Annotated in this window: 13 protein-coding genes; all 13 read left to right on the top strand. The window is 34.0% G+C overall.

Features of this window, described 5'->3' with window-relative positions:
* Positions 1-26 precede the first annotated feature (26 nt).
* The 13 genes from BUB08_RS03990 to BUB08_RS03925 all read left to right on the top strand — a co-directional run bounded on the left by BUB08_RS03990 (position 27) and on the right by BUB08_RS03925 (position 12,888).
* On the top strand, positions 27-557 hold the full coding sequence (locus BUB08_RS03990) for an REP-associated tyrosine transposase (RefSeq protein ID WP_072999164.1): 531 nt from the start codon (positions 27-29) through the stop codon (positions 555-557).
* A 418-nt stretch (positions 558-975) separates the two neighbouring features.
* On the top strand, positions 976-1,278 hold the full coding sequence (locus tag BUB08_RS03980; RefSeq protein WP_072999161.1) for a nucleotidyltransferase domain-containing protein: 303 nt from the start codon (positions 976-978) through the stop codon (positions 1,276-1,278).
* A complete protein-coding gene (locus BUB08_RS03975) occupies positions 1,272-1,748 on the top strand; it encodes a hypothetical protein (protein WP_072999160.1) in 477 nt (158 codons plus the stop codon). The genes BUB08_RS03980 and BUB08_RS03975 overlap by 7 nt, the downstream gene beginning before the upstream one ends.
* A gap of 194 nt (positions 1,749-1,942) precedes the next feature.
* Complete coding sequence (locus tag BUB08_RS03970) at positions 1,943-2,152, top strand: hypothetical protein (protein ID WP_072999158.1); 210 nt, start codon at positions 1,943-1,945, stop codon at positions 2,150-2,152.
* A gap of 387 nt (positions 2,153-2,539) precedes the next feature.
* Complete coding sequence (rhuM, locus tag BUB08_RS03965; protein WP_245820168.1) at positions 2,540-3,406, top strand: RhuM family protein; 867 nt, start codon at positions 2,540-2,542, stop codon at positions 3,404-3,406.
* 449 nt (positions 3,407-3,855) lie between these two features.
* Complete coding sequence (locus BUB08_RS03960; protein WP_072999156.1) at positions 3,856-4,419, top strand: serine O-acetyltransferase; 564 nt, start codon at positions 3,856-3,858, stop codon at positions 4,417-4,419.
* Between the two features lie 4 nt (positions 4,420-4,423).
* Positions 4,424-5,902 carry an O-antigen translocase gene (locus tag BUB08_RS03955; RefSeq protein WP_072999155.1) on the top strand — a complete coding sequence of 493 codons (1,479 nt, stop codon included), beginning with the start codon at positions 4,424-4,426 and terminating at the stop codon, positions 5,900-5,902.
* Between the two features lies 1 nt (position 5,903).
* The gene (locus BUB08_RS03950) at positions 5,904-7,136 is read left to right on the top strand and encodes a Coenzyme F420 hydrogenase/dehydrogenase, beta subunit C-terminal domain (RefSeq protein ID WP_072999153.1); all 1,233 of its coding nucleotides are present in this window, start codon (positions 5,904-5,906) and stop codon (positions 7,134-7,136) included.
* Positions 7,129-8,169 carry a polysaccharide pyruvyl transferase family protein gene (locus BUB08_RS03945; protein WP_072999152.1) on the top strand — a complete coding sequence of 347 codons (1,041 nt, stop codon included), beginning with the start codon at positions 7,129-7,131 and terminating at the stop codon, positions 8,167-8,169. Before BUB08_RS03950 ends, BUB08_RS03945 begins: the two co-directional genes overlap by 8 nt.
* A gap of 3 nt (positions 8,170-8,172) precedes the next feature.
* A complete protein-coding gene (locus BUB08_RS03940; protein WP_072999150.1) occupies positions 8,173-9,468 on the top strand; it encodes a hypothetical protein in 1,296 nt (431 codons plus the stop codon).
* Positions 9,469-9,503: 35 nt separating this feature from the next.
* Positions 9,504-10,535: a glycosyltransferase family 4 protein gene (locus BUB08_RS03935; protein WP_072999148.1), complete on the top strand. Its 1,032-nt coding sequence runs from the start codon at positions 9,504-9,506 to the stop codon at positions 10,533-10,535.
* A gap of 7 nt (positions 10,536-10,542) precedes the next feature.
* Complete coding sequence (locus BUB08_RS03930; RefSeq protein ID WP_072999147.1) at positions 10,543-11,601, top strand: glycosyltransferase family 4 protein; 1,059 nt, start codon at positions 10,543-10,545, stop codon at positions 11,599-11,601.
* 24 nt (positions 11,602-11,625) lie between these two features.
* Positions 11,626-12,888, top strand: coding sequence for a phenylacetate--CoA ligase family protein (locus BUB08_RS03925; RefSeq protein ID WP_072999145.1), 1,263 nt, complete (start codon positions 11,626-11,628; stop codon positions 12,886-12,888).
* Positions 12,889-12,895 lie beyond the last annotated feature (7 nt).

The following is a 12,895-nucleotide window of genomic DNA, read 5'->3' as shown; positions in this document are numbered from 1 at the left end:
GCTGAAAAAACTACGCTGTTTAAATAATGAGTAGGAAATACAAATTTTATAACCCAGATGGTGTTTACTTCGTTTCCTTTGCGGTCCAAGGATGGATTGATGTTTTTACTCGAAACAAGTATAAAAATATTTTAGTTGATAACTTAAAATACTGTCAACAGCATAAAGGATTAGAGATTTTTGCCTGGTGTATAATGACCAATCATATCCATTTAATTATACGGGCGAAAGATGGATATCTATTGCAAGATATTCTTCGTGATTTCAAGAAGTATACCAGCAAAACCATAATAAAAGCTATTGAAGAAAATATTCAGGAAAGCAGAAAAGAATGGTTAATGCAGCAATTTAAAACTTCTGAAGGATATCGATTTTGGAGAAGCGATAACAAACCAGTAGAACTGTGGAACAACAAAGTGATTGACCAGAAAATTGATTACGTCCATAAAAACCCGGTAGAAGAAGGTATCGTTTTCAGGGCTGAAGATTACTTGTACAGCAGCGCTGCCGATTATGCCGGAGGAAAAGGGTTATTGGATGTAATCGTAATAAAATAGTATTGTCTGTCAGCAATGGCACAGATTGCAAATCTGCGCCAACGGTGGACAAGTCGGAGGAAGCACAACCTGTCAACGTCGATAGACTTGACAGCGTTGACGGAAGCAATGCAAAATTGAATTATTCTTTGGAACACATCGCTGGTGCGGATTTGTAATCCGTACCTCAGCCGAAAGGCTGAAAAAAAAACGTTGTTTAAGTAATGAATAGGAATTACAAATTTTTAAACCCGGATGGCAAACACAGGGTTAATCAATAAGAGACAAAAAACTTTTGTTTTTTCAAAACAAGGCACAGATTACAAATCTGCGCCAACCGGAGCAACAATCAGGTGGATAAAAAACATCAACTCTATTGATTCTATGTTAATTTACACAATCAATATTCAGAAGTCACAACTAATAACTATTTTTGAATATGCGGCTTAGCGATTTTGAAATATCAAGTATTAAAACCCTGGCAAAACATCATTTTGGAAACGATGTTCAGGTCTTCCTGTTCGGTTCCAGAACGAATAATCAGGAACGCGGAGGTGACATCGACTTGTTCATTAGTAACCTCAATGGGACGCAACTAAAAACAGGTGAAAAAATCAACTTCATTACCGATCTCATTCTCAAAATCGGGGAACAAAAAATCGACGTGGTGCTGGATAACCCTGCTTTCAGAAATTCGTATTTCTTTAAAACGATTCATAAAACAGGAATACAATTATGCTGACCGACGAACTGAAAGACAAATTGAATGAGACGCTTTCTATTTGCGAATTACACCACCAGCGGATGATGTTTGCTTATAATAATATTGCCAGGCATTTGCCATTAACAATGTCCGGGTTCAATCAAATATCCCCGATAGATCTAGCGTTGTTTGACCAGTTAATTTATCGATTTTCCAAGCTTCAGGACAGTATGGGAAACCGATTATTTAATCAACTCCTGGAGGTTCTCGAAGAAGATGTTTCAGGACTTCCTTTTATTGATGTTCTTTCCAGAATGGAAAAACTAAACCTCATAGATAGTGCGCGGGACTGGATAAAACTCAGGCAAACGCGGAACGCCGTTTCGCATGAATATCCATTTTACCAGGAAATTCAGATTGAAGAATTAAATTTGTTACCCGATGAAATCAAAAAAATATCAGCCATTTGGCTTAGACTAAAAGAATACACGCTTAAACGACTAAACTAAAAACTTTTTTCCCTTTATACTTGACGTTGTCAGGTGCTGCGCACGCTGACAAGTCAGAGGAAGCACAAAACCTGTCAACGTCGACAGACTTGACCTTCGCTGGTGCGGATTTGTAATCCGTACCTCAGCCGAAAGGCTGAAAAAAAAATACCTTGTTTCAATAATGAGTAGGAATTACAAATTTTTAAACCCGGATGGCAAACAGAAGGTTAATCAATAAGAGACAAAAAGCTTTTGTTGTTTCAAAACAAGGCACAGAATACAAATCCGCGCCAACAGGTGCTGCGCACGCTGACAAGTCGGAGGAAGCACAACCTGTCAACGTCGATAGACTTGACAGCGTTGACGGAAGCAATACAAAATTGAATTATTCTTTGGAACCCATCGCTGGTGCGGATTTGTAGTCCGTACCTCAGCCGAAAGACTGAAAAAAACTACGTTGTTTCAATAATGAGTAGGAATTACAAATTTTTAAACCCGGATGGCAAACACAGGGTTAATCGATAAGAGACAAAAAGCATTTGTTTTTTCAAAACAAGGCACAGATTGCAAATCTGCGCCAACGGTGGGCTGCGCACGCTGACAAGTCGGAGGAAGCACAACCTGTCAACGTCGATAAACTTGACCTTCGCTGGTGCGGATTTGTAATCCGTACCTCAGCCGAAAGGCTGAAAAGAAAATACGTTGGCTGAATAATGAGTAGGAATTACAAGTTTTATAACCTGGATGGCAAACAGAAGGTTAATCGATAAGAGACAAAAAACTTTTGTTTTTTCAAAACAAGGCACAGATTGCAAATCTGCGCCAACGGAGAGATAGTTATATACAAAGAGACAGACCATGCCGATTTTCAGCTTGACGTGCGTGTTGACGGCGAAACAGTTTGGCTTAATCGTCATCAAATTGCGTTGCTGTTCAACAGAGATATTAAAACCATTGGAAAACACGTTTCAAATGCATTAAAAGAAGAATTGCAGGACATTGCAGTTGTCGCAAAATTTGCGACAACTGCATCCGATGGAAAGGTATACCAGGTTGAACATTACAATTTAGACATGATTATCTCTATTGGATATCGGGTGAAATCAAAGCGGGGTATTCAATTTAGAATTTGGGCAAACAGAATATTAAAAGAGTATTTATTAAAAGGTTATACGACCAATCAACGCATTGAAAGAATAGAAAGCGATGTTCACCAGTTAAAAAGGAAAGTAGATGAATTTGATTTCCATATTAGAACAAATTTACCTCCCAGCGAAGGAATATTCTTTGACGGCCAAATATTTGATGCCCACAAATTTGTTTCAGAACTCATAAAATCAGCTACCAGGTCAATTGTGCTGATCGATAATTATATTGATGAAAGTGTATTCATTTTACTCTCGAAAAAATCGCCAGACGTTTGTGTTAACATATACACAGCGAATATTTCCGAACAATTAAAACTCGATTCGAAACGGTTTAATGCCCAGTATCCACCCATTGTCGTACATAAATTTAATAAGGCACACGACCGGTTTCTTATTATTGACCAAACAACGGTGTATCACATTGGAGCATCGCTGAAAGATCTGGGCAAAAAGTGGTTCGCATTCTCGAAGATAAAACTTGATGCACAACAAATACTCGCAAAACTGGAGCAAACAAAAAGCAAATAATCAGTCTATTGTAATTGACGTTGTCAGGTGCTGCGCACGCTGACAAGTGGTTGGAACTCCCAACCTGTCAACGTCGGCAGACTAGACAGCGTTAACGGAACCTTCGCCGGTGCGGATTTGTAATCCGTACCTCAGCCGAAAGGCTAAAAAAAGCTACGTTGTTTGAACAATGAGTAGAAAATGCAAATTTTTATACCCCAGATAGCAAACGGAGGGGTAATCAATAAGAGATAAAAAGCTTTTGTTTTTTCAAAACAAGGCACAGATTACAAATCTGAGCCAACGCTGAATAACAGGCAATTATGAAGCCATGGACAAGGTTTATGGATGGCATCATGGAAGATTATCGAAGCAAAAAAATAATAAGTAATATTCGTGATTATCAATATAAAGAAACTTTGGAAGTTATCATTACAGAATAAGTCTTTCCAAATAGTAATACACATGAAATGACTATGTTAAAATCCATTCAAAATGATTTAACCAGACACATTGGGCAAAACAGATCATTTACTAAATACTTAAAAGCCTATTTTTCAATACCTGGTTTTAGATATATGTTTTGGTTCCGAACTACAAAAACCTTTGCAAAAAAAAAGAAACACCTTCCTTTATTTGTCTATTGTCGATTAAGACTACGACACTATTCCTATAAATACGGCATCGACATTACTTATTCTACTGAAATTGGAGAAGGATTTTATATTGGCCATTTTTCAACCATTATAATATCGCCACGTGCAATTATTAGAAAAAATGTCAATATATCGCAAGGAGTTACAATTGGAATGGCCAGCAGAGGTTCCAAAAAAGGTGCGGCAATAATTGGCGAAAGTGTTTACATAGGGCCTGGAGCAAAAATTGTAGGAAAAGTTGTTATTGGTAATAATGTAGCCATTGGAGCCAATGCAGTAGTTACAAAAGACATACCCGATAATGCCGTAGCCGTTGGAATTCCGGCAAAAATAATTTCATACAAAGGTTCCTCCGGATACATTTTAAACAAGGTATAAACGAGTGAGTAATAATTCATATAAAACAATTGTTAAAACCACTGGATTAATTGGATTTGTGCAAATTTTCCAGATGGTATTTGGTTTAATACGCAACAAAGTATTGGCTATCATTGTAGGAACACAAGGAGTTGGAATCTGGGGACTCTACAAAAACTACATTGACATGGCCACCAAAATATCGTTGTTAGGTCTTGATCAAAGTGGAGTAAGACAAATCGCCCAAAATGCAGAGCAAAAGGAAGTTGTCGCAAAAACTATTTTTATTCTAAAATACTCAATTCTTATATTAAGTATCCTTTTTACCGCATTATCCTTTATTTTATCGGAACAAATCAGTGAATTTATTTTTGAAACGAATAAATATACAACAGGAATTAAAATAGTATCATTTGCCATTCTTTTTCATGGAATATCTAGAGGACAATATGCCATATTAAATGGGTTTCGGTATATAAAAGAACTCGCCATAAGTCAGATTATTGGAGCAATAGCAGGTTCACTTATAGCGATATTATGTGTTTATCTTTTTAACATTCAGGGAATAGCTTGGTATGTTTTAGCAATACCGTTAATTGCTGCAATTACAACCGGATGGTTTGTAAAAAAAATGAATATTAAAGTGCTGATACCAACTATCAACGAAGCAAAAAAAGAGTTAAAACAACTACTTGAAATTGGGTTAGCATTTAGCATAGCTGGCATTGTAGCAACAATAATGACATTATTATCAAGAATATTCTTAACCAAGTATTTTGATATTGAAACAGTGGGAATATACCAGGCAAGCTGGACAATTTCAAATATTTATGTTGGTACAATATTAACAGCAATGGGAGTCGATTTAATGCCCCGGCTAATGAAAGTTGCAGACAATAATTTTCAGATAAGAAAATTAATAAATGAACAAATGGAATTAGGAATGCTGATTGCCAGTATTGGAGTGGTCGGAATTCTTATATTTTCACCAATTATAATGAATGTATTGTATTCTTCCGAATTTATAGCAGGTACAAATATTATTCGTTGGCAAGTATTGGGTGTAAGTTTAAGGGTACTTGCGTTCCCATTCTCGTATGCTATAATGGTGAGGGGAAAGGCGATAATTTATATAACGATTCAGGCTGTATTCTGGATAGGAGAATATTTCCTTTTAATACTATTCTCTAATATGTTTGGATTTGATGGATTGGGAATTAATTATTTTATTGGGTATATCGCTTATTTTCTAATGAGTTTAATTGCCTGCAAATACATTTATCAATTTAAGTTCTCAGCCCTATTAAAAAAAATTATTGGTATTTCTTATGCATTTATCGGCTTGGCATTCTTGTTCTCGAATATTTTTCCTAATGCAGGGAGTATTATTTTAGGCATTATCTTGCTGCTGGCACATGCATTTTGGATAAACTACGAGCTTAAGCATAAAATGAACATGAACATATTGAAATTCATTTTCGAAAAAATAAAAAAGAAAAAGTAGAGTGAAAAATAAAAAACCCATACTAGCGAGTAAATCAGAGTGTACCGGGTGCATGGTATGTGCCGACGCTTGCAATTTCGATGCAATTGATATCAAGCTACAAAAAGATGGCCATTATTATCCCAAAATAAACACAGATATTTGTACACAATGTGGCCTTTGCACAAAAGCTTGTCCTGTCGTTTCAAACTTCGAATACAAAAGCGAAAAGGATATCTCTAAACCATTTGCAGCATGGGCAAAGAATGATGAAATTCGCATAAATAGCGCATCTGGAGGAGTATTTGCTGCCATTGCGGAGGCAATTATAAAAGAAGGCGGGGTTGTAGCTGGTGCAACCATGGATGGTTTAAATGTTAAACATATTCTAATCGATAATATTGAAGACATAGAAAGATTACAAGGCTCAAAATACCAGCAAAGCAATACTGTCGGGATTTACCGCGACACATTCAATTATTTAAAAAGAGAAAAAACAGTACTATTTTCAGGAGTTCCATGCCAGGTTGCAGGTATACTTAACTATTTAAAAAATAAAAAATTTAGTGGCAAACTTTTTACTGTTGACATGGTCTGTGGTGGAGTCCCTTCTTTTTTACTTGTAGATTCATTTATAAAGTCTCACCCAAATGTTGAAAAAATAATTTCTTATAGAAACAAAAAAAATGGTTGGCATAGTAAAAATTATCGTTATGAACTTACATTTTACTCTGATAAAAATAGTTGTAGCGACAAAAATAATTTAATAATAAAAGGTTTTAGTTCTGCTTTAACCAACCGCGACAGCTGCTCTCAATGTAGATATTCACATCATAACCGAAAATCTGATATCACCCTTGCCGATTTCTGGGGGTTAAAAGATTATCCGGAAGAACATTACAAAGGAGTATCGCTGGCTATAACACACTCTGTAGAGGGGAAACAACTTTTAGCCAATAGCAATATTACTTTTCACAAAACAGCGTGGAAAAAATGTATTCCTTATAACCCTAGAATAATATATGGCAAACGACCTTTTCACAGGATACACCCTGCACGAATTTTTATGCCATTTTTATTTAAAAACTTAAAGTACCAAACACTCACTAAAATATATGCAGGAAATATTTCAGGAAAAAACGTGCTCTGGCTTCCCTACAAAATATTCAATTACATCAGCTATAAATTGGGGCAGATACTTTTAATGAAAAATATTAAAAAATCTTTGATACAACTACAACAAAAAAATGCTTAACATTAAAATCCTCACCTTTGTTAAGGTTAATAATTTCGGAGCTCACCTACAATTGTATGCGCTTTCGAAAATTTTAAAAACGATGGGGCATACGGTTCATGTTTTTAACTTTAAGCTTAAAACAAAAAAAATTAGTTTGCCTGGAAGATTAGCACAGATAGTAAGCACTTTTCATTTCTATTGTTTTCGGAAAAAGTTTTTACCATATTTTACGAAAGAGTGCAACACCCCAAAAGAACTTGCCAATGCAACAAAAAACAGTGACTTTTGTATTGTAGGCAGCGATCAGGTTTGGAATGCAGAACTAACTAAAAACGACGAGCACATCTTCTTTTTTAATTTTTTACCCGACAAGGTAAAGAGAATAGCTTATGCTGCAAGTTTTGGTTCTCCTGAGTGGAAAGGAACAGACCTACAAACTACCAAAGCACTACTAACAAAATTTACGGCAATTAGTGTACGTGAAAAATCCGGAGCTAAAATATGTAAGGAGAAATTTGAATTAGAGGCTAATGTTGTACTCGACCCTACATTGCTTATAGAATCATACGATGAGCTGAAAATTAAAAAACATAAAACCAACGAATTAATCTACTTCAAATTTTTATCGAATGCCAAAATAGAAAAAGATGTAAAAAGAATTGCGGAGCAACTAAAATTAAGGCCAGTTGCTTTGAATGCAAACAGGCTAAAAAAAGGATTCATTTATCGGCCTTTCCCTTCGGTGAGAGGATGGCTTTCATCTATAAAAAACGCAGAACTCGTTATAACTGATTCTTTTCATTGCATGGCATTTGCAATATTGTTCCACCGCCCGTTTATTGTATTACCTGGGCATGGCAAAAGATACACACGTATTATTAATTTATTAACGGAACTTGGAATTGAAAACCGTTTTTTGATAAATCCCGATGATTTGTTTACCTCTAAACTTTGGCACAGTTCTATTAATTATAAAAACGTTGATGCCAACCTGGTGGTACTACGTAAAAAATCAATCCATTTCCTTGAGCAATCATTAAAAAAACAATAACCATTGGATATCCTTCTTCTATTAATTGGCATTGGCTGTTTATTTTTTAACAAGCAGCACTTAGTTATTGCCATTATTATTATCCTTGCTTCGTCGTACTTACAACTGGCACTCGAAAACGGGGGATTGTCGACTTTCCCTTTTCCTCACAATGTCAGCGACTCAGGATTAGTGCTGTATTTTTTATTCTTTATTTCAATTCTGGTTAAAAACAGCTTACGTGTTTTGAAAAGCCCTGTTTTGCCTTTTATTGGATGGTTTTTACTATTTCTCCTAATCAGCAGTTGCATTGATATTTTTATAAATCATTATACTATTGGTGATGTAATTCGTCAATTACGGCATTGGTTATACTTGAGCATCATTTTAATTGGGAAATATATTGGAAAGGATACAATAAAAAAAGCAATAAACACTATTATATGGGTAACAATTCTCATGTGCTTGGTGCTAAGCTTCCAACATATTACAGGAATACACCTGATTGGCGCCAGCAGGATTTACAATATGGATGGCACGATAATTAACCGTGGGGTTAAGCCGCCCGTATATGTAATTTCAGCAATTATGCTACTGTTTGGAAATTATAACAATAAAAATAAAAAAATACGCATTGTTTTAATTTTCATTCTATTTCTACCTGTAATACTATCATTAAAAATAAGTTACACCGTTGCAATTATTTTAGGATGTGCATTCATTGCTCTTCGGTTAAAAATCAGTCTAAAAAAATTAGCATATACTTCAGCTGTAGTGGCAGTATTAGCTCTTGGCATTTTCTATTCCAGTCCGGTACTAAAAACAAGGTTTTTAGAAACGACACAACAAACTCAAGGCATTAAACAGGGCGAAGTTGATGGAAATTTTTCATACAGAATTCTTCATTTCTATGAGCGTTTAATTTATTGCATTCAAAAACCACAAACAGCAGTATTTGGGATTGGAAGTGTTTCTGAGCAAAACTTCAACAAAACTGTTTTTGCCTTGGGACAACCCGACCAAACGACAGGCAAAATGGCACAGCTAAATACAGCTGATATTGCTTGGTCAATACTAATTTTACGTTTGGGAGCATTAGGTATAATTGTATTTTTATTTTTTTATATAAAAACGTATCGTCAGTTAAAAAAATATGCTAAAAACGACAAGCTTTCTCTGGTGCTGGCTTCTTATATGCTCATGAACTTACTCTTTTTATCCTTTGGAAATGCCATCATTGCATATTCTGATTTTTTCATACTTCCACTCCTATATTCTAGTGCAAACAATCAGAACTCACTCAAGAATTATAAGCTATAGGCTATACGCAAAAAAAAATCATTAAAATAAAACAAATGAAAATAACCCACATTATATACTCCTTAAATACAGGCGGAACAGAAACCATGCTGGTTGATATTGCCAACGAGCAGGCAAAAACAGAAGATGTGTCGGTAATCATAGTTAATAAAAGTATCAACGAATATATTGCTGGCAAATTTCATGACGGTATAAAAACATACAGAATTGAACGAGAACCAGGTAGTAGAAATCCATTAAAGTTGGTTAAGTTTAATCTGTTGTTAAAAGAAATAAATCCTGATGTTATACATTGCCATAATCATACTCTAATTAATCTTATAAAATGGCCATTAAAAGGAGTAAAGTATCTTACTGTTCATGCGTTGAATTACCCTATTGTAAATTTTAATAAATATGATAAACTATTTGCAATATCTGAAAGCGTAAAAAAGGATATTCTATCCAAAGGAAATTATAAAGTACAAGTGGTATACAATGGTATTCATACCGAATTAATAACACAAAAGAAACATTTTAAGCCTGATGCACCATTTAAAATTATTCAGGTTAGTCGACTCAACCATACCCAAAAAGGGCAACATATATTAATTGAGGCGCTGTCTCTTATCAAAAAGAATAATCCGAAACTTCAATTTACTGCAGATTTTATAGGAGAAGGAGAATCTCTTGATTATTTAAAAAAATTAGTCGATAAAAACGACTTAAGTCAAAACATTCGCTTTTGGGGAAATCAAACGCGATCATTTGTTTACCAGAATCTTCACAAATACGATTTACTTGTACAACCATCACTATTCGAAGGATTTGGCTTAACCGTTGCTGAGGCAATGGCAGCAAAAGTTCCGGTGTTGGTTTCCAATATTAATGGGCCTATGGAAATTATTGGGAACGGGGAATATGGAGCTTATTTTAAATCTGAAAAGATTGATGATTGTGCAGATAAAATAGAGCGAATTATAAAGAAGTATGAATTCCAAAAAATTACTACGCTAAAAGCATATAATTATTGCTTTGCTAACTTTTCAATTGAAAGCACATCTGAAAAATATTTGAATAATTATTAGTAAAACTATGTACAACACAAAAAATATACTTTTCATCGGTCCATATTCAAAAACGCCCAAAGGTGGTGTAGCTTTTGTTTTAAGCGAGTATAAAAAACTCTTCCCAGATGCTTATTTTGTGGCATCAAATGTACCTGCTAATTATTTTTCAAAACTAATTAGTTTGGTTTTAGGACTTATACGCTTTATATTTTTATTGTTTATTCACCCTTGCATTAGAATCGTTCATATACATAGCGCATCTAGAAATAGTTTTAAACGCAAGTATATATATTTTAAAATTGCTAAGAAATTTAATAAAAAGGTTATAGTCCATATTCATGGTGGAATGTTTCATGAATTCTATTATAATGCTAAGTTAAGTTTGAAAGACAAAATATCTGATTTTATTAATAATTCAGATACTGTTGTATGTCTATCCTCTAGATGGGAAAAATTCTTTACAGAAAACTTTGAACCTAGACATATACTAACTATTCCTAACATAATAACAACACCCACAATAAAAGATATTCGGTTAAACGAAAAGGGAATAGTGTCTTTTTTATTTTTAGGCTTGATTGGTACTAATAAAGGTATTTGGTTCTTATTGGAAACCCTTTCTAATTATAAGGTTCATTTGAAGGGTAAAGCAAAGTTTTATTTAGGAGGAAATGGCGAAATAAAAAAACTACAGGAATTAATCAGAAGATATCAATTGGAAGATATAGTAAGTTTCATTGGTTGGGTGTCTAATGAAGACAAACAGATGTATTTTAATGGGGCAGATATTTTCATACTACCATCATACAACGAAGGTCTACCTATATCGATTTTAGAAGCAATGTCACACTCTCTACCTATAATATCAACAAGAGTTGGAGGAATTCCAGACATAGTTGATAATAGCAATGGGATTCTTATAGAACCAGGAAATCAAAAACAACTATATGATGCAATTAAATATTTTATTGGGGGAAACAAGAATTCTATTAATGCTATGGGAAATCAATCATTCAACAAAGTAGAACCATACCTACCCACGCAGGTTGAATCATGTTTGACAAACCTATATTCTAAATTATAATACATCAACTATAAATTAATATTAATGAACTTTAGAATTAAAATACTTGACTTGGTTCGCAAAACGAATCAAAATAATCTTTATAATTCTTTTATTGAAAATCAATTCAAAAAAACTGAAGATAGCATAATAGCATATCAAAATAACGCAAAAGAAAAAATCTTACAACATCATATTAAGCATAATAAAAACTATAGAGAATGGTTGATTTCGAAAGGTATTGATTTAACTAAAAAAATTGAATTTGACGAAATACCGATAATTAATAAAAAGGATCTTTTAGTTATCCATCCATTTATTGAAAAATTTATACATCAAATATATCATACGGGGGGTACAACTGGTACACCATTTAAATATTCTTTATCAAGAGAATCTGTTAGCTCTCTTTGGCCAAATCTGTGGCGTGCCTTTAATACATGTGGAATTAAGCCATGTACCCCAATAATAATGATTGCCGGCCCATCTTTATACAACAATAGGAGCATACCAAGAAAAATCTTTGATTGGATAAATCGTTTTACAGTAATTTCTGCTTTTGACTTAAATACAGATAAACTTCAGAATACCTATGATATAATTAAACAAAAGAACATAAAAGGAATATATGGATACACATCTGCGATATTGATTTTTTTAAGGCATCTTGAGAAAAACAATTTATACTTAGACCTAAGAGGCATATTTTCAACAAGCGAAACATTTATCCCAAAAATCAGAACATTGGCAAAAACATACTGCAATTGTGATGTCTTCGATATCTATGGAGCCAATGATGGAGGGATATGTGCATTTGAATGTCAAGAACACAACGGGTACCATATATCATACGAAAGAACTTATGTTGAAATAATTGCCCACAAGATAATACTTACAGACTTAACAAATTTATCTTTCCCGTTCATTCGGTATGAAGTGGGTGATGTATCTAACTCAAACGAAATAATTTATGAGAAATGTAAATGTGGAAGCTCCCTGCCAAAAATATCGAGCATATCAGGAAGGGTTAATAGCTACATTACTGATTCTAACGGGAACAGAATACACACAGAGTTCTTCTCTCACCTTTTCAATAAAGACGAAACAATTATTCAATTTCAAGTTTCAGAGAAATTTAATATTATTAATGTAAACATAATATCAGATAAAGAAGATATAAAATATTACCAGACAAAATATAATGATGCTTTTAATAAGAGATTTATTAAGAAAATCGGAATATCCGTAAATTCGAGAATATATAAAAATGGGAACGAGAAAACACCAATATTCATAAAACTCGATTAACACCTAA

This window comes from Mariniphaga anaerophila, from assembly GCF_900129025.1.
GTDB classification, from domain to species: Bacteria; Bacteroidota; Bacteroidia; order Bacteroidales; family Prolixibacteraceae; genus Mariniphaga; species Mariniphaga anaerophila.
Note: the sequence above shows the minus strand (reverse complement) of the source record. Positions and strands in the feature narration are given on the sequence as shown.